This window comes from Nocardiopsis sp. JB363 (genome assembly GCF_900143625.1).
Lineage (GTDB): Bacteria > Actinomycetota > Actinomycetes > Streptosporangiales > Streptosporangiaceae > Nocardiopsis.
Genome location: NZ_FRFF01000132.1, coordinates 1 through 23,587 on the forward strand (window position 1 = coordinate 1; position 23,587 = coordinate 23,587).

A 23,587-nucleotide genomic window follows, 5' to 3' on the forward strand; every position below is an offset into this window, starting at 1 on the left:
GACTGGGGCACCGGGGGCGGGGGCGGAAGGAGTCACGCCGTGAGTGGAACCGGCACGAAGTGAGCATATCCGGACGTCACCGACCTGCCGGAACGCGGGCACCCCTTTTCCCGGAGCAGTCAGCCTCACCCACTCCGCACGAGCACGTCGATCCGACCGTGGACACGAAAAAGGGCCGCCACCGTCGTGTGGACGGTGGCGGCCCGGTGAACCGCGCGTCGTGCCTGTGGGCACGGAGCGGAGCTCGGTGGGACTACTTCGCGATCAGCTGGCGCAGCACGAACTGCAGGATGCCGCCGTTGCGGTAGTAGTCGGCCTCACCCGGGGTGTCGATCCGCACCACGGCGTCGAACTCGACGCCGGTGTCGGTGGTGACCTTCACCGTGGCGGGGACACGGCCCTCGTTGAGCTCGGTCACGCCGGTGACGGAGAAGGTCTCCTCGCCGGTCAGACCGAGGGAGTCGGCGGACCGCCCCTCCGGGAACTGCAGCGGAAGGACGCCCATGCCGATCAGGTTGGAACGGTGGATGCGCTCGTAGGACTCGGTGATGACCGCGCGCACGCCCAGCAGGCTGGTGCCCTTGGCCGCCCAGTCACGCGAGGAACCGGAGCCGTACTCCTTGCCGCCCAGGACGACCAGCGGGGTGTCCTGCTTCGCGTAGTTCTGCGCGGCGTCGTAGATGAACGACACCGGAGCGTCGGGCTGGGTGAAGTCGCGGGTGTAGCCGCCCTCGGTGCCCGGCGCGATCTGGTTGCGCAGGCGGATGTTGGCGAACGTACCGCGGATCATCACCTCGTGGTTGCCACGACGCGAACCGTAGGAGTTGAAGTCACGACGCTCGATGCCGTTGGCCTTGAGGTACTCGGCCGCCGGGGTGCCCGGCTTGATGGCGCCGGCCGGGGAGATGTGGTCGGTGGTGACCGAGTCGCCCAGCTTGGCCAGGACACGCGCCCCGGAGATGTCGGTGACCGGCTCGGGGCTCTCACCCATGCCGTCGAAGTACGGAGGCTTGCGGACGTAGGTCGACTCGGCCTCCCACTCGAAGATGTTGCCGGTCGGGGTGGGCAGCGCGCGCCAGCGGTCGTCACCGGCGAACACGTCCGAGTACGCCGACTCGTACATGTCAGAGGCGATCGCGGAGTCCATGACCTCCTGGATCTCCTCGGCGGTCGGCCAGATGTCCGCCAGGTAGACCGGCTCGCCGTCCTTGTCCGTGCCCAGGGGCTCGGTGGTGATGTCGATGTCCATCGACCCGGCCAGCGCGTAGGCGACCACCAGCGGCGGCGAGGCCAGGTAGTTCATCTTCACGTCCGGGTTGATCCGGCCCTCGAAGTTACGGTTGCCGGACAGGACCGCGGAGACCGCGAGGTCGTTGTCCTGGACCGCCTTGGAGATCTCCTCGGGCAGCGGGCCCGAGTTGCCGATGCAGGTGGTGCAGCCGTAACCGACCAGGTTGAAGCCCAGCTTGTCCAGGTACGGGGTCAGGCCGGAGCGCTCGTAGTAGTCGGTGACGACCTTGGAGCCCGGGGCCATGGAGGTCTTGACCCACGGCTTGCGGGACAGACCCTTCTCCACCGCCTTCTTGGCCAGCAGGGCGGCGCCCAGCATGACCGAGGGGTTGGAGGTGTTGGTGCAGGAGGTGATCGCGGCGATCACCACGGCGCCGTGGTCGACCTCGGTCTCGGTGCCGTCGGCCATGGTGACCGCGATCGGACGGTGCGGACGGTCACCGTTGGCGGTCTGGGCCGGGGCGTCGGAGGCCGGGAAGGACTCCTCGCCCGCCTGGTCGGACCCGTCGGAGACGTAGTCGCTGACGTCGTGGCGCCAGGTCGGCTTGGCCTCGGACAGCGCGATGCGGTCCTGCGGACGCTTGGGACCGGCGATGGAGGGGACGACCTCGGCGAGGTCGAGCTCCATGTACTCGGAGAACTCCGGCTCCTGGGACGGGTCGTGCCAGAAACCGTTGGCCTTGGCGTAGGCCTCGGTCAGCGCGACCTGCTCCTCGGAGCGGCCGGTCAGGCGCATGTAGCGGATGGTCTCGTCGTCGACCGGGAAGATCGCGGCGGTGGAGCCGAACTCCGGGCTCATGTTGCCGATGGTGGCGCGGTTGGCCAGCGGCACGGACGCGACGCCCTCGCCGTAGAACTCGACGAACTTGCCGACCACACCGTGCTCACGGAGCTGCTCGGTGATGGTGAGCACCAGGTCGGTCGCGGTGGTGCCGGGCTGGAGCTCACCGGTCAGCTTGAAGCCGACCACGCGCGGGATGAGCATCGAGATCGGCTGGCCGAGCATGGCGGCCTCGGCCTCGATGCCACCGACGCCCCAGCCCAGGATGCCCAGACCGTTCTGCATGGTGGTGTGCGAGTCGGTGCCCACACAGGTGTCGGGGTAGGCCTGACCCCCGCGGGACATGGTCACGCGCGCCAGGTGCTCGATGTTGGCCTGGTGCACGATGCCGGTGCCGGGCGGGACGACCTTGAACTCGTCGAAGGCGGTCTGGCCCCAGCGCAGGAACTTGTAACGCTCGTAGTTGCGCTCGTACTCGATCTCGACGTTGCGCTCGAAGGCGTCGGGACGACCGAAGAGGTCGACGACGACGGAGTGGTCGATCACCAGCTCGGCGGGGGCGAGCGGGTTGATCTTGTCCGGGTCACCACCCATGTCGCGGACGGCCTCGCGCATGGTGGCGAGGTCGACGACACAGGGGACGCCGGTGAAGTCCTGCATGATCACCCGTGCGGGGGTGAACTGGATCTCCTGGTTGGGCTGCGCCTTGGGGTCCCAGTTACCCAGGGCCCTGATGTGCTCGGCGGTGACGTTCGCGCCGTCCTCGGTGCGCAGGAGGTTTTCCAGCAGCACCTTCAGGCTGTAGGGAAGTCGGCCGGCACCTTCGACGGTGTCCAGCCGGAAGATCTCGTACGACTCGTCGCCGACGCGCAACGTGTCACGGGCACCGAAGCTGTTCGCGGACACGGTGTATGCCTCCTGATCTCGCCACTTTGTCCTCAGCATCCTGCCCCATGGGACGGATGCGGGACCTACTGAGGCCGCCCTAACCGAAGGCCCCGAGAGCGGGAGGCACAGTCCGGTGCCCCCGCCGGCCCGGGTTCCCTTAGGGCCGCTTCGACCTGCGACGACGCCACATCGTCACCGGTGGTGCGGCCCGTCGGCCGCGGACGCCCCCTCGTTCGGAGCGCGACGTCGAAAAGCGGTCGACCTCACACGCCCGAACCGGGAGCGGGTCGGGGGGAAGCCCCGCTATATCTTGACGTCAAGGTATCTAATTTGTATCTCGATATCAAGTTATCGGGTGCTCCCCCCGGCCCTCACGGGCGCCCCCGACGAACGAACCGCTCAGTCCAGCCGCGGCGCCACCGCCGAGGCCACCAATTCCAGGTGGTCCAGGTCGGCCATGTCCAGGACCTGTAGATAGATCCTCTCGGCGCCCACGGCACCGAACCGACCGATCTTGTCCACCACCTCCTCAGGGGTGCCGGCCAAACCGTCGCGACGCAACTCTTCGGGCTTCCGTCCGATGGCGGCGGCACGCTCGGCCACCTCCGCCTCATCACGCCCCACGCACAGCACCTGGGCCGCCGAGTACACCATGGGCGCACCGCGCCCGGACACCCGGACCGCCTCGGTCGTACGGTCGAAGGCCGCCTCGGTCTCCTCCAAGGAGGCGAACGGGACGTTGTACTCGTCGGCGAACTTGGCCGCCAGACGCGGGGTCCGCTTGGGGCCGGTACCACCGATGACCACCGGCGGGCGCGGACCCTGCTGCGGCTTGGGCAATGCCGGCCCCTCCGCCAGACGGTAGTGCCTGCCCTCGTACCGAAAGGTCTCCCCCACAGGAGTCGTCCACAACCCCGTGATGATGTCGAGTTGTTCCTCGTAGCGGTCGAAGCGCTCACGGGCCGCCGCGGGGAAGGGGATGCCGTAGGCCGCGTGCTCCTGCTCGAACCAACCCGCGCCGAAACCGAACTCGACCCGGCCACCGCTCATGCGGTCGACCTGGGCGACGGAGATGGCGAGGGGACCGGGATGACGGAAGGTCGCCGCGGTCATGAGGGTGCCGAGGCGGATACGGGAGGTGTCACGGGCCAGACCGGCCAAGGTGATCCAGGCGTCCGTCGGGCCGGGGAGCCCGCTCACGTGATCGCCCATGGGGAGATAATGATCGGAACGGAACAGCGCGTCGAACCCCAGGTCCTCTGCGGCCCTGGCGACGGCGAGCTGGTCCTCGTAGGTGGCCCCCTGTTGGGGCTCAAGGAAGATCCTCAGACGCATACGCCCCATTTTCGCCCACCCCCGCCGCCAACACCGAACCCGCCGCGCGGGTATCGTCGAAAAGGCGTGGTCAGGCCACCGAAATCGACCGAACCGGCCCCACACGAACCGTTTCCCTCCCTCACAGCGATAGCCCTTCACGTGAAGTTCCTCCGCCGTGCTCGACAGCGCGCCCCCGAATACGGACCCGACAGCCCCGACCCGGTGCTGTTGTCCGCCGTGGCGGCCGGGGAGACCGACGCCCTGGAGATCCTGCACCGCAGACACGCCCCCTGGCTGCGTCTTCGCCTGCGCTACCGCTGTTCGGACACCGACCAGCTCGACGCCGCGCTCCAGGAGACCTTCCTCGCGGTGTGGCGCAACGCGGGTTCCTTCCGCGCCCGCCCCGGCGACACCGACGCCGGAGCGTGGCTGTGGACCATCGCGATCCGCCAGCTCATCTCACAGCTGCGCAAACGCGCCAACCGCTGGATCGCCGAGACCGATCCCGAACCGTACGAGACCATCGGCGACGCCTCCGCCGAGGACACCGTCCTCCTCAACATCGAGCACGGTCCTCTGGGCTCCGCCCTGCACGAGCTCTCCCCCGAGCTGCGCTCGGCCATCCAGGCCACCGTGCTCGACGGCCTCACCGTTCGAGAGGCCTCGGAGATCCTCCGGATCCCCGAAGGGACCGTCAAGACACGGGTCATGCGCGCCAAGGCGCGGCTACGGGAGGCACTGACCACATGAGCTGGCACCTGTCCCACGCCCAACTCCACCGTTACGCGACCCACACCGCCGACGACGTCACCGCCATGTCAGCGGAGGCCCACCTGACGTACTGCACCCATTGCCGTGACCGACTTCCCACCGACGAAGCCTGGCTGGAGCGCAGCTGGGCGGACCTGCGCGACATCGTGGACCGGCCCCGCCTCTCCCCGCTCGAACGCCTGCTGGGCACTCTGGGGCTGCGCGAGGGCACCGCCAAGCTGCTGGCCGCCACCCCGACCCTGTACCGGGCCTGGCTGGTGGCCACCATGATCGTGCTGGCCGCCACCCTGGCCCTGGCCCACGAGATCCCGCGCGGCACCCTGCTGTTCTCCTTCACCGTCCCGGTGGTCCCGCTGGCCGGAGTCGCGCTCGCCTATGGGCCCGGGGTGGATCCCGCGCACAGCCTGGCCTCGGTCACGCCGTGGGCCGGCCCACGGCTGCTTCTCCTACGCACCTGCGCGGTCCTGGTACCCGCGTTGACCCTGTGCACCGTGGCGGCGTTGCTCATGCCCTCGGTCGCCACCGTGCACGAGGCGGTGTTCTGGCTCCTGCCCGCCCTGGCGATGGTCGCCGCCTGCCTGGCCCTGAGCCGATGGCTGCACCTGAGCGTGGCCGGCGCGGCGGTCGGCGGAGGCTGGCTGCTGCTCCTGGCCACGTTCGCGCTCTTGGAGGGCACCGACCCGTTCCAGTTGTTCTCCCCCCTGGCGCAGGCCGCCTGGGCGACCGCTCTGGCCTTGCTGGCCACCGTCGTCGCGCTGCGGATGAGGACGGCATGACCACCACGACGAGCCCCACCGCCCTCACCAACGGGGTCCGCGCGCGCGGCCTGGTCCGCACCTACGGCACCCGTAGGGCCTTGGACGGGATCGACCTCGACCTGGGACCCGGAGTGACGGGGCTGCTCGGCCGCAACGGCGCGGGCAAGACCACCCTGCTGCGCTGCCTGGCCACCGACCTGGAACCCACCGACGGTGGACTGAGCGTCCTGGGGCTGGACCCGGAGCGTTCGATCGAACGTACCGAGATCCGCCGCCGGCTCGGCTACCTGCCGCAGAACTCGTCCTTCTATCCGCACTTCACCGCGTTCGGGCTGCTCGACTACATGGCGGTCCTGAAGGAACAGGGTGGGCGTCGGCAGCGCCACGAGGAGATCCGGCGCGCGCTGCGCAGAGTGGACCTGTACGACCGCAGGCACACTCGGATCCGGCGGCTGTCCGGCGGGATGCGGCAACGGTTGGGGTTGGCCGCCGCACTGCTCGGCGATCCCCGCCTGCTCCTGCTCGACGAACCCACCATCGGACTCGACCCCGAACAGCGCATCCGCTTCCGCGACCTGGTCTCCGAACTCGCGGTCCACAGCACGGTGCTGCTGTCCACCCACCAGATCGAGGACGTGGCCGCGCTGTGCCGTCGGGTCCTGGTCCTGGACCGGGGTCGGGTGATCTTCGACGGCGCCCCCACCGACCTGATCGCCCGCGCCCGGGGCCGGGTCTGGGAACAGGCCTCCCGCCCGCCCGAGGGGGTGACGGCGTGGCGTCTGGCCGACGGCCGCTACCGGGTCCTGGGCCCGGAGGAGGGCGATGCCCCCGACACGGTCGAACGGGTTCCATTGGAGCCCTCCCTGGAGGACGCCTACCTGCTCCTGACCGGATCGGTCACTCGTTGACCGGCCCCGCTCGGCCCGGACGGTGGTCGAACGCCGTCACCTTCGGGCGACTGACCTGGTTCAACCTGCACCACCTGCTGAGGAACCCGCTCTTCCTGCTCCTGGTGCCGGCGGCGTGGGCCGTGGTGCGGCTGACCTCCCACGACTCCCGGCTACCGACCATGGGCGACCTGTTCAACGAGACCCTGTTGAGCACGGGGCTGATCGGCGCCGCCATGTTCGCGGTCACGACCTTTCCCGCCCTGCGCGAGGTGCGCCACTCCCGATCACTGGCCCTGCCCCTGTCCTCGGAGGCCCGGCTGGCGTCGTTGGCCCTGGCCGCCATCACCCTCACCACCGTGCTGTTGGTCGCCTCCCTGGCCCTGTACGTGGGGAGCGCACCCGCTCCCATCGCGGGGACCCCGCAACCGGCGGCGTTGGTCGGGGTCCTCCTCATCGGCTGGTGCGGTCCGCTGGGAGCGATCGCCTCGGTCGCCTGGACCCGCTCCTACGGGCCCCTGATCGCGGTCTTCCTGTTCCTGCCCCTGTACCTGGCGTCCACGTTCCTGGCCTTCGGCACCCGCGCGGACGTGCTCGTCTCTCGTATGGGCGGCCTCTTCAGCATGGCGTTGCAGCCGCTGCCGCTCCCCCACCCCGACACCCCCACGACCGCCCTGTTCTACCTGGTGCACGCGGTGTCGATGGTGCTCTGCACCGGTCTGCTCATCGTGGCCGCCCGCCGGGACACCCGGTTCCTGCGCCCGGTCGGGCTGGGCGTCGCCGCCCTGGTCATGGTCGGAATGGTCTCGCTGTACACCCACACCCAGCGTGAGTACTCCTACGACACCCTGACCGCGAACGCCCGCCCCCGGGCCCCGGCGACCGACGACTGCCGGGAGCTGGAGGGGATGACCTACTGCCCGCTGCCCGGGTACGAGTCGTGGGTGCGGACCTGGCACGCCGACCTGGAGCCGGTCATGCGCGTACTGCCCGAGGACACCGTCCTTCCCACGTTGTGGCAGGCCAACCACACCCTACGGGCGGACGTCCTGTTCCATCCGCCCGACGACGCCATCGTGCTGACCGAGTACTGGTCGGCCGACGACCAGATCCACCGCGCGCAGTTCCGGGGCGACCTGGTCGGATACGTACTGGGCCTGCCCTCGGCGGAAGGCAGGGGGTACACGGGCACCGGACAGGCCCGGATCGTGGTCGGCGCCTGGCTGGTGGCGGTCGGTGACGAGGTCGGCCCGGACGAGGAACCGGCGGCCGCCGAATGGTTCCTGTCCGATCTCGAACCCGGTGGGAACGATCTGCGCCTGACCCAGGCGATGCTCTCCCTACCGGAGGAGGAGGTGGCCGCGGTGGTGAACGATCACTGGGACACCCTGACCTCCCCCACCACGGGCACGCCCGTACTGGCCGACCTGCTCGGACTGTCGTTGACCGGGCCCGAAGCGATCCCCGAAACCGATCCGGACCACCGCCCACCGCAGGGCTTCTGAGCGTGGACCACCACTGGCACCGGGTCCGAGAAAGGTACGAACGTGCCAGAACACACCTCCTCCGTGGCCTCGAACCGGCCGAACCCCGCGCTGACCCGGCTCACCGGCGGGCCGCTACCGATCCTGGGCGCCGCCGTCCTGTGGGGAACCACCGGCACCGCGAGCTCCTTCGCACCCGAGGGCGCCCACCCCGCCGCGATCGGCTCGGCCGGGCTGGTCCTGGGCGGGCTCCTGCTGTTCCTCACCGGTCGGGGCTCGTTCGCCCTGCTCGCCCACTCCGATCGACGAACCCGGGCCACCCTGCTGCTGGGCGCGGTCGCGGTCGCCGGATACCCGTTGGCCTTCTACCCCGCGGTCGCCCACGCCGGGGTGGCGGTGGGAACCGTGATCACCCTGGGCTGCGCCCCGGTGTTCACCGGGCTGCTGGCCTGGCGACTGGAACGGGCGCGCCCCGACCGACGCTGGACGGTGGCCACCGTCGCAGCCGTGGTCGGCTGCGCGGTGCTCGTCCTGGGCCCGGACCTGGTCGGCGGCCCCACCCCGGTGCGCCCGGCGGGGGTGCTCCTGGCGCTGCTCGCCGGGTTCTTCTACGCGCTGTACACGATCATCGCCGAACGACTGATCCGCCGAGACCACACCTCCGGCGCGGTGATGGGCACGATGTTCGCGGGCGGCGGCCTCCTGGTGCTGCCGGTGGTCGTGGCCACCGGTACGGCGTGGCTGGCCACGGTCGACGGCGCGCTGGTGGCCCTGCACCTGGCGCTGTTCACCGTGTTCCTCGCCTATCGGCTGTTCGGACACGGGCTGCGGCACACCTCGGCCGCCACCGCCACCACGCTCAGCCTCGCCGAACCGGCCGTCGCCGCGGTGCTGGGCGTGGCCTTGGTGGGTGAACGCCTGCCGTGGGTGTCCTGGTCGGGGTTGGTGGTCCTCGCCCTGGGGCTGGCCGTGCTGAAGGCCCCCTCACGGCGTTAGGGCATGCCCCGCGCCCGCGCCGGCATTCCCACGGGTTATCGAAGCCCCTATGGCCCTTCGCCTGGTGGCCGCCATACGAACATAAGTACGCTGCGCGACACGTCTCCCCCGAGTAGAAGGATCCCCCGTGCGCAGACCCGCGGCGGCCCTGACCGCCCTGTCCCTGCTGACCACGACCGCCGTGCTCTCCGGCCCCGACCACCCCGCCGAGGCCGCGCCCCTGGACGACGCCACGGTGGTACCGCTCCAGGTCACCGGCGACCCCTCCGAACGGTTCAACCTCGTCCTGCTGGGCGACGGCTACACCGAGGACGAGATGGACCTGTACCACGAACAGGTCGAACAACACCTCAACGTGCAGTGGAGCATCGAGCCGTTCCGCTCCTACCGGCACTACTTCAACGTGTATCTCGTGGAGACCCCGTCGGCGGAGTCCGGCGTGGACTGCGACCCCGCCGACGGTTGGGAACAGCGCGACACCGCCCTCGGCATGGGCTTCTTCAACGGATGCGACGAGGAAGCGTTGGAGCGGCTGATCACCGTGGACTCCGAGACCGCCGGCGCCGCCGCGGACATGGTCCCCGGTGTCACCGACGAGAACCGACAGGTCCTGGCCCTGGCCAACAGCGAGACCTACGGTGGCGCCGGCGGCAGCCTGGCGACCGCCTCCGCGGGCAACGCGCTCTCCGCGCTGATCAGCCCGCACGAGCTCGCTCACTCCCTGGGCGAACTCCAGGACGAGTACCCCTACTACTTCCGCGACACCAGCCTGGGCCGGTACGAGGGCGAAGAGCCCGACTCTGCCCACCACACACTGATGACCTCCGAGGAGATGATCGAGGAGGAGGCCGGGTGGTGGCGCTGGCTCGGTGAGGAGAGCGAGGCCGGCGGCACCATCCGGGCGGCCGACCCCGACGGGCACGAGGGCGGCCTGTACTACTCCGAGGGCATGTGGCGTCCCAGCGCCCACTCCATGCTCAAGACCCTGGGCTACTACTTCGACCAGGTCGGCCGGGAGGTCATGACGCACCGGATCTCCGGCCTGCGCGACCAGGCGTCCCTGCCGGTCTCCTCCACCCCCGAGGGCGAGGTCGGCGCCGAGGACGTGCTGTGGGCCGAGGGCCCGCACCCGGTCTTCCACGAACTGGAGTACACCTGGTCCGTCGACGGCGAGGAAGTCGCCGAGGCCGCGGGGGCACGCCATCTGGCCCTGGCCGAACTGGACCCGGCCCGGGGCTCCGAGGTGTCCGTGACCGTACAGGACCCCACCGAGTTCGTCCGCGACCCGGCCATCCTCGAATCCGAGGCGATGACCCGAACGCTCACCTGGACCGTCGGGGAACCCCTGGAACAGGTCGAGACCGACGTCGCCTTCGACAAGCACCGTGACACCGAACGGGCGGTGGCCGCCGACGAGGTGGTCTACGCCGAGACCACCCGTCCCACCGACCGGGTCCTCCAAGTCGCCTGGGAACTGGACGGCGAACCGGTGTCCACCGCGGTCGACGGACGCGTCCTGGACCTGGGCGAGTTCGACCTGGAGACGGGCGACCACACGCTGACCGCCACGGTCACCGACCCCGAAGGGGCCGACTCACAGGCGCTCACCTGGACCGTGGACGCGACCGACCCCGAGGCTCCGCGCGAACTGTCGACGCCGGCCGCCACGGTGACCGGTGAGGAACACCACCTGTTCCTCAACGAATTCTCGATGAAGCTGACCCCCCGGGACGACCGCGACGGGCACGTGGTGGGCGAGTTCCGGGTGGACGACGACGGCTGGCACAACTACTACGGCTGGCCCGAGGACCCCGAGGCGCCGTTCCGGTTCACCCCGGAAGGGACCAACGTCGACGACCTCGTCTACGGAAGCCTGGGCAGCGGTGGCCTGTCCATGGCGGTGTTCGAGGTGGACGGCCACGAGAACGGCTGGGGCACCCACACGGTGGAACACCGCGCGATCGACACCGCCGGCAACATCGGCGCCCCCGACGACTTCCGTGCGACGGTCGTACCCGGGGCGGACCTGGAGTGCACCGAGACCATCACCGACGACGTCCTCGGCGGGATGACCGTCGAGGAGGGCGTGGTCTGTCTCGACGGCGCGGACGTGCGCGGCCCCGTCACCGTCACCGAAGGCGCTTCCCTGGTGATCGAGGGCGGTTCCCTGCGCGGCGGACTGTCCGCCGCGGGCGCCGACACCGTGAGGCTGACCGACACCGACGTGCGCGGCGCGGTCTCCATCACCGGCACCACGTCCGAGGTGACGATCCTCGGCACGGCGCTGACCGGCTCGGTGGCCCTGCACGACAACACCCAGGTGCCGGCCGACACCTGGACCGGCCAGGACGGGTACGGACCCGTCGTGGCGGGCTCCAGCGTGCGCGGTTCGCTCGCCTGCTCCGGTAACGACCCGGACGTCACCGACTTCGGTGCGGCCAACGACGTCACGGGGGCGGTCTCCGGAGACTGCTCCGACCTGTAACGGCGACGGGGGCCGGCCCGGACACGTTCCGGACCGGCCCCCGATGAGCTCCGTCAGTCCTGGTCCTCGCGGTGACGGCGGGCGAGCTTGACCGGCTCCAGCACCCCCACGCACTCCACGTGGTGGGTCATGGGGAAGGCGTCGAAGGCGCGCAACCCCACCAGGCGGTAACCGGAGCGGGCGAACGTGGCCAGGTCACGGGCGAACGTGGCCGGGTCACAGGAGACGTAGGCGACGCGGCGCGGCTTCATGCCCGTCACCTTGCGCACGACCTCGTTGCTCAGGCCGGCACGCGGCGGGTCCAAGGTGACCACGTCGGCGCGCACGTCGGCCCATTCGCGCATCTGCTTGGCCACGTCGGCGCGCTCGATCCGCACGTGCTCCTGGTCCTTGAGGTTGTACTGGGCGTCACGGACGGCGTGCTCACCGCTCTCCACGCCCATCACCCGGCCCTCGGGGCCGACGGCCTCGGCGAGTGCACCGGTGAACAGGCCGGCGCCACAGTACAGGTCCAGGGCGGTCTCCCCCGGTTTGGGCTCCAGAGCCTCCAGGACGGCGGCGGAGAGCGTCTCGCCGGCGGCGGGGTGGACCTGCCAGAACCCGCCGGCGCCGACCCGGTACTCGCGTCCGGCCACGTCCTCGCGCACACCCTTGCGACCGCGCACCGACTGCACCCTGCCGCCCTTGAAACGGCGCAGGACCGCGCTGGAGGCCTTCAGGTCGGGCAGGGTCCCGAGCTTGGCGGTGGTGGGGGTGACGACGATGGCGCGGTCGGCGCGAGTGGTGGAGGCGACCGCCTCCACCTCCTTCACGTCCTCCCAGTGCACGTCGGTGACACCGAGTTCGCTGACGCCGGGGTGGGCGATCAGGCAACGGTCGATGGGTTCGATGTCGTGGGAGCGATGACGACGCAGTCCGGCGTGGCCGTTCTCGTCGACGGAGAAGCGCACGCGGGTGCGCCAGCCCAGACCATCGGGGGTGCCGGGCAGTTCCTCCACCTCGACGTCCATGTCGATGCCGGCGATCCGGCTCAGCTGCTCGGCGACGACCTTGCCCTTGAGCCGGCGTTGGGCGTCCAGGGAGGCGTGCTGCCAGTCGCAACCGCCGCACAGGCCGGGCCCGGCGAACTCACAGGGCGCCTCCACGCGGTCGGGTGAGGCGGTGAGGACCTCCACGGCGTCGCCCCGCAGGAAACGAGTGGTCTGTTCGGTGACCTTGACCCGGACACGCTCGCCGGGCAGCGCGTGGCGGACGAAGACGACCTGTTCGGCGTGGCGACCGACGCACCAGCCGCCATGGGCGACGTCGTCGACGTCCAGCTCGATCTCGGTACCTACAAGGGGCATGGTGGTGTCCTTCGGTGGTCGGGTCCCGCGGTGACCCTGCACAGCCACCAATCCGCCCCAATCTACCTGCCTTTCGTACCGCGCGTACTGGATCCGGTACCGCTTGCCGGGGTGGTCACGCGTGTCACACCGATGTGTGCAAAGGTGGAAGCTCGGGCCACGGGACCGGACCCGTGCCTCCCGAGGTGGACGGGGAGTGCTGACGAGGTGCACATCGTGATCATGGGGTGCGGTCGGGTGGGTTCCACCCTGGCGCACACGCTGGTGGACCTGGGCCACACGGTGGCGGTGATCGACCAGGACCCGGACTCGTTCCGACGGTTGCGGGGCTCGGTGGCCAAACACGCGGTGCGTGGTGTGGGCCACGACCGTGAGGTGCTGTTGTCGGCCGGCGTGGACCGCGCGTCCGCGTTCGCCGCGGTCAGCAATGGTGACAACTCCAACATCATCGCGGCGCGGGTGGCCCGCGAGGCGTTCGGGGTGGAGAACGTGGTGGCGCGCATCTACGACCCGCGCCGGGCCGAGGTGTACCAGCGGCTCGGAATCCCCACGGTGGCGACGGTCAGTTGGACCGCCGACTCGATCCTGCGCCGGGTGCTCCCCGGTGATGGCCGACTCGACACCACCCCCGAGTGGCAGGACGCCTCCGGCACCCTGGCCATGCGGGAGATGCCACTGCCCGCGGCGTGGGCGGGGTCGACCATCGCCGAACTGGAGGAGTCCGTCCCCCTGCGCCTGGTGTACCTGGTGCGCCGAGGCCGGATCACCCTCGCCACCTCCGGTGAGACGTTGACCGAGGGCGACGTGCTGCACGTGGTGGCGCACGGCCGCGACATGGGTGAGCTGACCGAGCGGTTGGACGAACCGCGCGAGGACGAGACGGGGCGTGGGTGAGATGCGGATCGCCATCGCGGGGGCCGGAAGCGTGGGCCGTTCCATCGCCACGGAACTGGCGGGCAGTGGACACGACGTGTTGTTGATCGACCGGGACACCCGGGCCATCGGCCTGGACGACCTGCCCCAGGTGGAGTGGTTGCTCGCCGACGCCTGCGAGCTGGCCACCCTGGAGGACGCCCGGCTGGGCGACTTCGACGTGGTCATCGCCGCCAGCAGCGACGACAAGGTCAACCTGGTCGTGTCCCTGCTGGCCAAGACCGAGTTCGAGGTGGATCGGGTGATCGCCCGTATCAACGACCCCGACAACGAGTGGCTGTTCAACGACTCCTGGGGCGTGGACCTGGCGGTCTCACCACCCCGGTTGATCGCCGACCTGGTCGAGGACATGCCCGAGGAGGACTACCCGGAAGAGGAGGGCACCCTGCCGCCCCTGCCGGGCGCGGAGGTCGCCGAGTCGGTCCTGCACGCGGGCAGTCCGTTCGTGGACCGCGCCGAGTCGGAGCTCACCGAGGCACTGCCCAGGGGCGTGGCGCTGGTGGCGGTCCTGGGCCCGGGCGGGGTGCGCCCACCGGACCCCGAGCGCACCCTCTCGGTGGGCAACACCATGGTGTTCCTGGCCGAGCCGGACTCCCTGGGCCCCTTGGAGGAGGTCCTGGGACCGGTCGACGAAGCCGACCCGGCTTCCGTCGACTAGGCGGTCAGTCGCGGTCGGGGGCCGAGCCGGAGGCCTGTTCGGCGTCCTCGCGGTCGTGCTCCAGTGGGGTACGGCCTCGGGCCAGGACCCACACCATGCCGGTGAAGGCGGCGACCTGGAGCGGCCAGCCCATGGCGACCTTGGAGAAGCCGAGGATCGCGAAGGTGTCGGCCCAGCCCTGGTTGTCGGCGAGCCACAGCGGATACTGGACCAGGACGCGGATGACGCACGGCAGCACCAGCAGCCAGGTCAGCTTGGCGGCCAGCGTGACCACGGCGGGGTTACTCCGCCAGGAGGTGAAGTCCTCCTTGTCACCGATGAACGGGCCGATCATCAGCCCGATGGCCGGCCAGCGCACCAGGACCGAGACACTCAACACCATCGCGTACACGGCGTTGTAGATGACACCGGGCAGGAACGCGTCGGCGGCGTTGCCGCTGCGCATGGCGAACAGCGCGGCGATACCGATACCGAACAGGCTGGTGACGACGTACTGCACCGAGGAGCGCTGCACCAGCCGGATCACGCCCAGCAGCAGGGCGGCGACCACACCGAGGATGATCGATAGTCGCAGATCGGAACCGATGATGTAGGAGATCGTGAAGGTCAGGGTGGGGATGGCGGCCTCGACCATGCCGCGCTTGCCGCCGAGGGCCTCGGCGAGCTTGCTGCGGACCAGGGCCTCCACCGTGTCCTCGGTGACGACGGGGATGCTCTCCCGGTCGTCGGCCTGGGCCGCCTCTTCGGAGGCCCGTTGCTGCTCAGTCATCCTGCTCCCGCGTACGCGTCCACCTGTGGCCCTAGGGCCGCCGACCATGATGCACCACACTACGCGAGTCGACACCGGCCAGGGCGGATGCCGGCGGCGGCCGTGCGGGCGGCTCGCCCGACCTTGTCCGCTTTCGTCATGGCTTGTCGCGTGCCACTTGTCACCGGGTCTTTATACGCCGGTGGAACACGGCGGGCCCTGGCGTTCCCTCATCGCCGTTCCGTAACCTGGCGGCCCACCCGCACGTGTCGAGGAGGCCCGCTTGAGCACCACCGGACAGGACCATCCGCCCCAGGAGGACCACGCCCGTTTCGCCGCCGTCCTGGAACGGGAGTTGTCGGAGAAGGACACCTCCCACATCTGGTCGCCGTACTCGGTCGGCGCCGTGCTCACCCTGCTGGCCGAGGGCGCCGGTGGCCGGACGCGACGTGAACTCACCGACCTGCTGGCCCCGGACGGAGACCTGACGGGGCACGTGGCGGCCCTGGACGAGGCGGTGGCCACCGCCGAAGGACTGGACCTGGCCGTGCTGAACGGGCTGTACGTACCCGCCGACCTGCCGGTGCGCGCCGACTTCGAGGAGCGGGTCCGGTCCCGGGCCGGCGCGGAGGTGGACCTGGTCGACTTCCGCGGCGACGCCGAGGGGGTGCGCCGGAAGATCAACGCACGCGTCGGTGAGGTCACCCAGGGGCTGATCGACGAACTCCTCTCCCCCGGCACCATCGACCCCGACGTGAGAATGCTGCTGGTCAACGCCCTGTGGGTAAAGATGGTCTGGCGCGACCCCTTCGAGGTGGAGCGGACCAAGGACCGCCCCTTCCACTCCCCCGCGGGCAAGCGGAAGGTGCCCACCATGCACCGCACCGGCCGCATGCTCCACGCCGAGCGCGACGGGTGGCGGATGGTGAGCCTGCCGGGTGAGCACGGGCTCACCCTCGACGTGTTCCTGGGCCAGGAGGAACCACCGGACGAGCGGACCCTGCGCGACCTGTACCGGCACCGTCGCCAGGAACAGATCGAGTTGGCGCTGCCCCGGTTCGCCGTGGACAGCGACATCGCCCTGCTCGATCCCTTGGCCGCCGGTGCCGTCCCGGTCCGTGCTCTGGCCACCGACGACGCCGACTTCTCCGGGATCAGCGCCGAACCGCTCAAGGTCGACGCGATCGTGCACCAGTCGGTGCTGCGCGTGGACGAGCGCGGTGCCGAGGGCGCGGCCGCCACCGCCGCGGTGATGACGATGGCCGCCGCCATCCCGACCAAACCGAAGAGGTTCACCGTGGACCGCCCCTTCCGCGTCGCGCTGCGTCGTGGCCCCGCCCTACTGTTCACCGGTCACGTCACCGAGCCCGTCGACCCCGGCCCCGCACGGTCGGACTCGTGAGCGCGGACGGCACGCCCGCCGAGGATCCCTCCGCCGACGAGGCACTGGTGCGGTCGTTGTTGGAGTCCCAGCACCCGGATCTGGCGGGGCTGGAGCTGCGCGTCGTCGACGGCGGCTGGGACAACCGGATGTGGCGCCTGGGACCCGAGCTGGCCGTGCGCATGCCGCGCACCCCGCGCGCTCCGGGACTGCTGCGGAAAGAACACCGGTGGTTGCCGTCCCTGGCGCCCGGCCTGCCCCTGCCGGTGCCCGTCCCCGTCCGTACCGGGGCGCCCTCCCCTCGTTTCCCGCACGACTGGACGATCACGAGGTGGGTTCCCGGCGAACCCGCCGACCGGGCTCCGCTCCACGACCCGCGTTCCGCCCGGGCCCTGGCACGTTTCCTGTCCGCCCTCCACCACCCCGCGCCCGATGACGCACCCGGCGACCCCCAACGGGGTGTGCCGCTGTCGAAGGTCGCCGACGGGTTCGAGGAACGTCTACGGCGCGGGGACGTCGACGGCGACATCGACCGGGTCCTGGCCGTATGGGAACAGGCGCGGGCGGCACCCGAGTGGGACGGACCACCGCTGTGGTCGCACGGTGACCTGCACCCCGCCAACGTCGTGGGCACCGGCGGCGTCCTGACCGGAGTGATCGACTTCGGCGACATGTGCGCCGGTGACCCGGCCACCGACCTCTCGGCGGCCTGGCTCCTGCTTCCTTCGGGTTCGGCCGAGCGTTTCTTCTCCGAATACGCCCGCGCCGACGAGGCCACCCTCCTGCGGGCGCGCGGGTGGGCGCTGCTGCGCTGTCGAGAACTCATCGGGATCGGTCGCGCCGGGGACGCCGGTCTTCCCGGTGGCAAGCCCACCTGGAGGAGACCGGCCCTGGACGCCCTGTCCCGGGTCCTCGCGTCGCGGCCCTGAGCGTCCCCCGTGCGCGGTCAGGGATCCAGGAACTGTGAGGTGGCCTCGGCCAGCCTCTCCCGGGCCTCTTCCTCGGTCAGTTCCGGTTCCTCGTCACCGGCCTGGGCACCATAGGCGCCGAACTGGGCGTGGTTCATGCCTTCCACGGTCACCGTGACGGCGTCTGCGGGCAGGGCCGATCTTCGTTCCTCGATCTGGGTCAGGGGAAGGACCCCGTCCCGGCTTCCGGCGACCGAGAGCACCCGGAGGTCGTCCCGGTCGGCCAGGTCGGCGGCCTCCACCGCGTAGGAGGCCCACAGGACCAGCCCGGCCCAGTCGGTGTCGGTGTCACCGACGCCCACGTGCTGGGCGGCGAAGGCGCCGCCCATGGAGTGTCCGCCCAGGAACCAGGTGTCCACCTCCGGCGCCTCGGCCACCATGGTCTCAGCGCGGTCCTGGTCGAACAGGGCCAGATTGAGGCGCACGTGGGGCACCACCACGGTGACTCCGGTGGCGGCCACCACCGGAGCCCAGGTCGCCACGTAGGCGTCGGGCTCCACCCGGGCACCCGGATAGAACACCACACCGGTTCCCGAGGGTTCCCCGGAGGGGGCCAGCAGTACGTGGCCCTCGCCCCGGATCACCTCCACGTCCGGGTTCTCCCCCGCTTCCCGCAGCGGTTCGGCCTCGGCCCGGTGCGGGGTGAGCGCCCAGCCGAAGAAGGCCACGGTCGCCACCAGCGACAGCGCCACCACCGCGGCCAGGGTCCACACCAAGACCCTTCTCAGGCGGGGCTTTCCCACCAGCTCCCCCATCGAGCCCTCCCATCGGTCATGTCAGACCTCGAACACCTCGAAGGAGGTGGCCAGCGGCACCCCCACCCGCTCTCCCGCAGCGACGGCGCCCTCGCGCAGGAAGGTCCGCTGGTCGAACCCGTCCAGGTTGGCCAGGTAGACCTCGTGCGCGTCCAGGGAGGCGATGCCCGCGGCCAGGTTCTCCTCGCTCAGCTCCACGTGGTGCGTGGGCTCCGGCGCGGCCCCGAAGGCCACCATCCGCACCCCCGACCACGGTTCGGTGCCCTCCGCCGACTGCTCGGGGAAGACCCACCGGTTGGCGGCGTCGCGCACCGCGTCCAGCAGAGCCGGCCCCAACACGCGGTGATCGACGTGGTTGAACCCGCCGCCCCCGGCGAAGTGCTCTCGGAAGTTGATGGACACGATCACGTCGGGCCGGTGCCGGCGGATCGCCCCGGCCAGGGCCCGCCGCAGTGGCAGCCCGTACTCCAGCATGCCGTCGGGAAAGTCCAGGAACTCCACGGTGCCGGCGCCGACGGCCGCGGCCGAGGCGTGCTGCTCGGCCATGCGCACCGGGGCACAGGCGCCCGGGTCGAGCGAGTCGATCCCCGCCTCGCCCTTGGTCACCAACAACTCGATGACGTCCTTGCCCTGTGACGTCCATCGATGGATCGCCGAGGAAACGCCGAACTCCAGGTCATCGGGGTGGGCCACCACTGCCAGGGCCCGCTGCCAATCCTCCGGGAACGGCCGGGGGGCGCTGTTTCGCGTCGTCTCGTCCATGAAGGACACACTACGGAAAACACGCGCCCCCGGAGCCGTTGTCCACAGGGGCTGTTTCCTCAGGCCTGCACGGGGCCGCCGGTGGTGGGCGGTCCCCCGGCCGAACCGTTGGGCGAGCGACCGGCGTTGCCCCGCTGAGCGGCCTGCTGAGCGGCGCGCTGCTTGGCCGCGGTGGCCATCTGCTCCTGGATCTCCTTGGGCACGGTGATGGGCAGCAGTTCGCTGGGCGGCGCCGGCTGGTCCCCGCGCACCACCACGATGCCGGCGAACACCTGCTCGATCTCCGACATCACCTCGGGTTTGGAGGCGCCCTCGCCGCGGATGACACCGCGCAGCACCCAACGGGGCCCGTCCACGCCGATGAACCGGACCCGCTGCCCCAGCTGGCGACCGTCCTCGGTCTTCTTGTCCTTGATCGGGATGACGGCCCGCAGCTCCGGGCCGAAGGTGCCCTCGTGGTCCTCGACCTTGCCGCCCTGCCGCGTGACCTGCTCGCGCAGTTCCTCGCGCATCTCGTCCCACAGCCCGGAGGACTTGGGCGCGGCGAAGGGCTGCACCTGTAGGGCGGTCTTGCCGCGCACCAGGGTCACCCCGATGATCTTCTGCTTGCCCTTGTCGTCCTGGGCGACGTTCACCTGGATCTCGGCGCCCTGATCCGTGGGCAGGAGCATGCTGCCCAGGTCCATCCGCTTGGCCTCGGGAGCGCCCTCGGTGGTGTCCCAGGGTCCGCCGATCCGGTAACGGTCCTCGGCCTTGTCAGGCTGTGCCGAGGGGCGCTCCGGCTCCACCTCGTTGTCGAACGAGACCGCCCCGGCGGCTCCACGTCGCTTGGGACGGGTCTCCTCCGCGGCTCTCTCGGTCTCCTGGTCCCGCTTCTTACGGCGGCGTCCGAACACGCCTTCACCTCTTCGCTTCTTCGTGGGTCCCGGAATCACACCGGGGAGTCGGGGACGTCATCACCGTGCGGCGTGGCCCCCGGTCGAACCGAAACCACCCGATCCCCGCACCGAGTCCGGCAACGTGTCCGCCTCGACGAACACGGCCCGCTCCACGCGTTGGATCACCAGTTGGGCGATCCGGTCCCCGCGCGCGAGTTCCACCGGGGTGTGGGAGTCGGTGTTGAGCAGGGTCACCCTGATCTCACCCCGGTAGCCGGCGTCCACGGTGCCCGGAGCGTTGACGATAGTCAGTCCGCAGCGAGCGGCCAACCCCGACCGTGGGTGCACGAAGGCCGCGTATCCGTCGGGCAGGGCGATCGCCAGGCCGGTGGGCACCGTGACGCGTTCCCCCGGGGCGAGGACCACGTCGGTGGCGGTGTACAGATCCGCGCCCGCGTCGCCGGGGTGGGCGTAGGAGGGCAGGGGCAGCCCGGGGTCTGAACGACGGACCGTGACGGGCACCCGGGTGCCTTCCAAGGATGAGGTACTCACATCTGCCGAGCCTATCGTTCCCCAGGCGTTGCCCGGGTGGTCCAACGGTCCCTCGGGCCGGGTCGCGGCGAAGCGTTCCGGGAGGTGGTCGGAGCCGTGAACGAGGGCGGGGCGACCCCGGGTGTGTCCCCGGCGCCGCCCCGCCCTCGCGTGTTCTCGCCGAATCGTTACTCGGCGGCCGGCTCCTCGGCCGGGGGCATGGTCACCTCGACGGTGAGTTCGGCGTCGTCGGTGACGTGGAAGTCGATCCCGGCGGCGCGACCGGCGGCCGCGATGTCGGCCCGGGCGGCGCGGGCCGCCTCGACCTGCTTGCCGGAGACCTTCACGTGTTCGACCTCGGCGCGCATGGACAGCTTGGCCTCGGACTTGGCCTTGCGGACCTCGCGCAGCACCTCGGCGGTGGCGGCGAGGACGGCCGGGTCACCGCCCGCGGCTGCGGAACGGTACTCGGCGGCGTCCGGCCAGGCCTGGGCGTGCACCGAACCGTCCTGCCACCAGCTCCACACCTCTTCGGTGACGAAGGGGACGAAGGGCGCGAACAGCTTGTGCAGGGCACCCAGGGCGATGAGCAGCGCGGCACGGGCCGAGGCGCCCTCCGCGGACTCGGTGTCGTAGGCGCGGGTCTTGACCAGCTCCAGGTAGTCGTCACAGAAGTCCCAGAAGAAGCGCTCGGTGCGCTCCAGGGCCCGCGTGTGGTCGTAGTCGACGAACGCGGTGGTGGCCTCCTCGACCACCTGGGCCAGGGCCGCCAGCATCGCCCGGTCCAGGGGCTCGGTGACCCTGGTCGGGTCGGTGGAGGCGTTCTCACCCGCGACCGACATGACGAACTTGCTGGCGTTGAGGACCTTGATCGACAGCCGGCGGCCGATCTTCATCTGGCCCTCGTCCATGGCGGTGTCGGTGCCCAGACGGCCGCTGGCCGCCCAGTACCGGATCGCGTCGGAGCTGTACTTCTCCAGCAGCGCGACCGGGGTGACGACGTTGCCCTTGGACTTGGACATCTTCTTGCGGTCCGGGTCCAGGATCCAGCCGGAGATGCCGGTGGTGCTCCAGGGCAGGGTGCCGTTCTCGAAGTCGGCGCGGACCACGGTGGAGAACAGCCAGGTGCGGATGATGTCCTGCCCCTGGGGGCGGTAGTCCATCGGGAAGACCCGCTCGAACAGGTCCTGGTCGCGTTCCCAGCCGGAGGCGATCTGCGGCGACAGCGAGGAGGTCGCCCAGGTGTCCATGACGTCGGGGTCGCCCATGAACCCGCCTCCCTGCCCGCGCTGTTCCTCGGTGTACCCGGCGGGCACCTGGGAACTGGGGTCGATGGGCAGCTGGTCCTCGGTGGGCAGCAGCGGCTCGTCGTACTTCGGGTTGCCCTCGGCGTCCAGCGGATACCAGACCGGGAAGGGGACGCCGAAGAAGCGCTGCCGGCTGATCAGCCAGTCACCGTTGAGGCCCTGGACCCAGTTCTCGTAGCGCTGGCGCATGTGGGCCGGGTGCCAGGTGAGTTCCCGGCCGCGCTCGATGAGTCGGGCGCGGATGTCCTCGTCCCGGCCGCCGTTGCGGATGTACCACTGGCGGGTGGTGACGATCTCCAGGGGCTTGTCGCCCTTCTCGAAGAACTTCACCGGGTGGGTGATGGGCGTGGGCTCGCCGACCAGGTCGCCACCGGCGCGCAGCAACTCCACGGTGCGCTCGCGCGCGGTGTGGACGGTGGCCCCGACCAGGCGCCCGTAGGCCTCGCGCGCGGCCTCGGATTCGATGCCCTTGGGCGGGTCGGCGATGACTCGGCCGTCCCAACCGATGATGGGCCGGGTCTCCAGCTGGAGCTCACGCCACCAGGTGACGTCGGTGGTGTCACCGAAGGTGCAGATCATGGCGATGCCGGACCCCTTCTCGGGGTCGGCCAGGCGGTGTGCCTTGACCGGGACCTCGACACCGAAGACCGGTGTGGTCACGGTGGTGCCGAACAGGTCCTGGTAACGCTCGTCGTCGGGGTGGGCCACCAGCGCGACGCAGGCGGCCAACAGCTCGGGGCGGGTGGTCTCGATGTGGACCGGGGCGCCGTCGGGCTTGTGGAAGGCGACCTTGTGGTAGGCGCTGGGACGCTCACGGTCCTCCAGCTCGGCCTGGGCCACCGCGGTGCGGAACGTGACGTCCCACAGGGTGGGCGCCTCGGCCATGTAGGCCTCACCTCGGGACAGGTTGCGCAGGAAGGCGCGCTGGGCGGCCGTGCGGGAGTTGTCGTCGATGGTGGCGTAGGTGTGCCGCCAGTCGACGCTCAGCCCCAGACGGCGCCAGATCGACTCGAAGACCTTCTCGTCCTCGATGGTGAGCTTGTCGCACAGCTCGATGAAGTTGCCCCGGGAGACGGGCACCTGGCGCTTGGGGTCGGGCTTGGCCGGCGGCTCGAAGTCCGGGTCGTAGGGGACCGAGGGGTCGCAGCGCACACCGTAGTAGTTCTGGACACGACGCTCGGTGGGCAGACCGTTGTCGTCCCATCCCATCGGGTAGAAGACGGCCTTGCCGTTCATGCGCTGAAAACGCGCGACGGTGTCGGTGTGCGTGTAGGAGAACACGTGGCCGATGTGCAGCGATCCCGAGACCGTGGGCGGCGGGGTGTCGATCGAGTAGACGTCCTCGCGGCCACGGGTGCGGTCGAAATGGTAGACGCCGGACTCATCCCATACGTCCACCCACTTCGCCTCGATACCGTCCAGCGAAGGCTTGTCGGGCATGCGGAAGGAATGAGAGCGGTTGGTCATGGGGGCAATGGTAATGCTCCCGAGAGCCTGTTCGCTCCGGGTTTTCAAGCCGCTGACCGCCGAGGGAACGTGATCCGGGCCTCGGTCGCGAGCGGGGCTCGGGCGCACGCCGCGCTGCACGGGACGGCCCCGGCGTGAAAGACTTTCACCGCAGACGGTGCGCGTGTGCGCGCACCATCGTACGCACAAGGAAACG

At 70.4% G+C, this 23,587-nt stretch carries 19 protein-coding genes; 10 read left to right on the forward strand and 9 right to left on the reverse strand.

Annotated features, from left to right (window positions below; all coding sequences use genetic code 11):
- Positions 1-253: 253 nt before the first annotated feature.
- Complete coding sequence (gene acnA / locus BQ8420_RS19835) at positions 254-2,977, reverse strand: aconitate hydratase AcnA (protein WP_087100647.1); 2,724 nt, start codon at positions 2,975-2,977, stop codon at positions 254-256.
- Positions 2,978-3,358: 381 nt separating this feature from the next.
- Complete coding sequence (locus BQ8420_RS19840; RefSeq protein WP_087100648.1) at positions 3,359-4,294, reverse strand: LLM class F420-dependent oxidoreductase; 936 nt, start codon at positions 4,292-4,294, stop codon at positions 3,359-3,361.
- 141 nt (positions 4,295-4,435) lie between these two features.
- Here BQ8420_RS19840 and BQ8420_RS19845 point away from each other — a divergent pair, with 141 nt between their 5' ends.
- From BQ8420_RS19845 to BQ8420_RS19870, 6 genes are all read left to right on the forward strand, one after another.
- Positions 4,436-5,026 carry an RNA polymerase sigma factor gene (locus BQ8420_RS19845; protein WP_087100649.1) on the forward strand — a complete coding sequence of 197 codons (591 nt, stop codon included), beginning with the start codon at positions 4,436-4,438 and terminating at the stop codon, positions 5,024-5,026.
- Complete coding sequence (locus BQ8420_RS19850) at positions 5,023-5,823, forward strand: hypothetical protein (RefSeq protein ID WP_087100650.1); 801 nt, start codon at positions 5,023-5,025, stop codon at positions 5,821-5,823. The genes BQ8420_RS19845 and BQ8420_RS19850 overlap by 4 nt, the downstream gene beginning before the upstream one ends.
- Positions 5,820-6,713, forward strand: a complete 894-nt coding sequence (locus BQ8420_RS19855; protein ID WP_087100651.1) for an ATP-binding cassette domain-containing protein — start codon at positions 5,820-5,822, stop codon at positions 6,711-6,713. Before BQ8420_RS19850 ends, BQ8420_RS19855 begins: the two co-directional genes overlap by 4 nt.
- The gene (locus tag BQ8420_RS19860; protein ID WP_087100652.1) at positions 6,710-8,197 is read left to right on the forward strand and encodes a hypothetical protein; all 1,488 of its coding nucleotides are present in this window, start codon (positions 6,710-6,712) and stop codon (positions 8,195-8,197) included. The genes BQ8420_RS19855 and BQ8420_RS19860 overlap by 4 nt, the downstream gene beginning before the upstream one ends.
- A 42-nt stretch (positions 8,198-8,239) precedes the next feature.
- The gene (locus tag BQ8420_RS19865) at positions 8,240-9,172 is read left to right on the forward strand and encodes a DMT family transporter (protein ID WP_087100653.1); all 933 of its coding nucleotides are present in this window, start codon (positions 8,240-8,242) and stop codon (positions 9,170-9,172) included.
- A 127-nt stretch (positions 9,173-9,299) separates the two neighbouring features.
- Positions 9,300-11,657 (forward strand): M64 family metallopeptidase, encoded by a 2,358-nt coding sequence (locus tag BQ8420_RS19870; protein WP_087100654.1) that lies wholly within the window; start codon positions 9,300-9,302, stop codon positions 11,655-11,657.
- Positions 11,658-11,710: 53 nt separating this feature from the next.
- On the opposite strand, the gene BQ8420_RS19875 is transcribed toward BQ8420_RS19870, so the two are convergent.
- A complete protein-coding gene (locus tag BQ8420_RS19875; RefSeq protein WP_087100655.1) occupies positions 11,711-13,003 on the reverse strand; it encodes a class I SAM-dependent RNA methyltransferase in 1,293 nt (430 codons plus the stop codon).
- 207 nt (positions 13,004-13,210) lie between these two features.
- Here BQ8420_RS19875 and BQ8420_RS19880 point away from each other — a divergent pair, with 207 nt between their 5' ends.
- The gene (locus BQ8420_RS19880) at positions 13,211-13,897 is read left to right on the forward strand and encodes a TrkA family potassium uptake protein (protein ID WP_087100656.1); all 687 of its coding nucleotides are present in this window, start codon (positions 13,211-13,213) and stop codon (positions 13,895-13,897) included.
- Positions 13,890-14,594 (forward strand): TrkA family potassium uptake protein, encoded by a 705-nt coding sequence (locus tag BQ8420_RS19885; RefSeq protein WP_087100657.1) that lies wholly within the window; start codon positions 13,890-13,892, stop codon positions 14,592-14,594. Before BQ8420_RS19880 ends, BQ8420_RS19885 begins: the two co-directional genes overlap by 8 nt.
- Positions 14,595-14,598: 4 nt before the next feature.
- Here the strand turns inward: BQ8420_RS19885 and BQ8420_RS19890 are convergent, their stop codons facing one another.
- Complete coding sequence (locus tag BQ8420_RS19890) at positions 14,599-15,363, reverse strand: DUF3159 domain-containing protein (RefSeq protein ID WP_087100658.1); 765 nt, start codon at positions 15,361-15,363, stop codon at positions 14,599-14,601.
- Positions 15,364-15,625: 262 nt separating this feature from the next.
- Between BQ8420_RS19890 and BQ8420_RS19895 the strand changes: the two genes are divergently transcribed.
- Entirely contained in the window at positions 15,626-16,744 is a 1,119-nt protein-coding gene (locus tag BQ8420_RS19895; protein ID WP_087100659.1) for a serpin family protein, read from the forward strand.
- Positions 16,741-17,652 carry an aminoglycoside phosphotransferase family protein gene (locus tag BQ8420_RS19900; protein WP_087100660.1) on the forward strand — a complete coding sequence of 304 codons (912 nt, stop codon included), beginning with the start codon at positions 16,741-16,743 and terminating at the stop codon, positions 17,650-17,652. Before BQ8420_RS19895 ends, BQ8420_RS19900 begins: the two co-directional genes overlap by 4 nt.
- A gap of 17 nt (positions 17,653-17,669) precedes the next feature.
- Here the strand turns inward: BQ8420_RS19900 and BQ8420_RS19905 are convergent, their stop codons facing one another.
- From BQ8420_RS19905 to valS, 5 genes are all read right to left on the reverse strand, one after another.
- A complete protein-coding gene (locus tag BQ8420_RS19905; protein ID WP_087100661.1) occupies positions 17,670-18,446 on the reverse strand; it encodes an alpha/beta hydrolase in 777 nt (258 codons plus the stop codon).
- A 21-nt stretch (positions 18,447-18,467) separates the two neighbouring features.
- Complete coding sequence (locus BQ8420_RS19910) at positions 18,468-19,208, reverse strand: PIG-L deacetylase family protein (protein ID WP_087100673.1); 741 nt, start codon at positions 19,206-19,208, stop codon at positions 18,468-18,470.
- Between the two features lie 59 nt (positions 19,209-19,267).
- Positions 19,268-20,104 carry a DUF3710 domain-containing protein gene (locus BQ8420_RS19915; protein WP_087100662.1) on the reverse strand — a complete coding sequence of 279 codons (837 nt, stop codon included), beginning with the start codon at positions 20,102-20,104 and terminating at the stop codon, positions 19,268-19,270.
- 60 nt (positions 20,105-20,164) lie between these two features.
- Positions 20,165-20,638 (reverse strand): dUTP diphosphatase, encoded by a 474-nt coding sequence (gene dut, locus BQ8420_RS19920; protein ID WP_087100663.1) that lies wholly within the window; start codon positions 20,636-20,638, stop codon positions 20,165-20,167.
- Between the two features lie 167 nt (positions 20,639-20,805).
- On the reverse strand, positions 20,806-23,391 hold the full coding sequence (valS, locus tag BQ8420_RS19925; RefSeq protein WP_087100664.1) for a valine--tRNA ligase: 2,586 nt from the start codon (positions 23,389-23,391) through the stop codon (positions 20,806-20,808).
- Positions 23,392-23,587 lie beyond the last annotated feature (196 nt).

What these genes read in the sequence shown, in the direction of transcription:
- BQ8420_RS19840 (WP_087100648.1), bottom strand. Translation starts at nt 4,294, where the DNA reads ATGCGTCTGAGGATCTTCCTTGAGCCCCAACAGGGGGCCACCTACGAG.
- BQ8420_RS19850 (WP_087100650.1), top strand. Translation starts at nt 5,023, where the DNA reads ATGAGCTGGCACCTGTCCCACGCCCAACTCCACCGTTACGCGACCCAC.
- BQ8420_RS19855 (WP_087100651.1), top strand. Translation starts at nt 5,820, where the DNA reads ATGACCACCACGACGAGCCCCACCGCCCTCACCAACGGGGTCCGCGCG.
- BQ8420_RS19875 (WP_087100655.1), bottom strand. Translation starts at nt 13,003, where the DNA reads ATGCCCCTTGTAGGTACCGAGATCGAGCTGGACGTCGACGACGTCGCC.
- BQ8420_RS19890 (WP_087100658.1), bottom strand. Translation starts at nt 15,363, where the DNA reads ATGACTGAGCAGCAACGGGCCTCCGAAGAGGCGGCCCAGGCCGACGAC.
- BQ8420_RS19905 (WP_087100661.1), bottom strand. Translation starts at nt 18,446, where the DNA reads ATGGGGGAGCTGGTGGGAAAGCCCCGCCTGAGAAGGGTCTTGGTGTGG.
- BQ8420_RS19910 (WP_087100673.1), bottom strand. Translation starts at nt 19,208, where the DNA reads ATGGACGAGACGACGCGAAACAGCGCCCCCCGGCCGTTCCCGGAGGAT.
- valS (WP_087100664.1), bottom strand. Translation starts at nt 23,391, where the DNA reads ATGACCAACCGCTCTCATTCCTTCCGCATGCCCGACAAGCCTTCGCTG.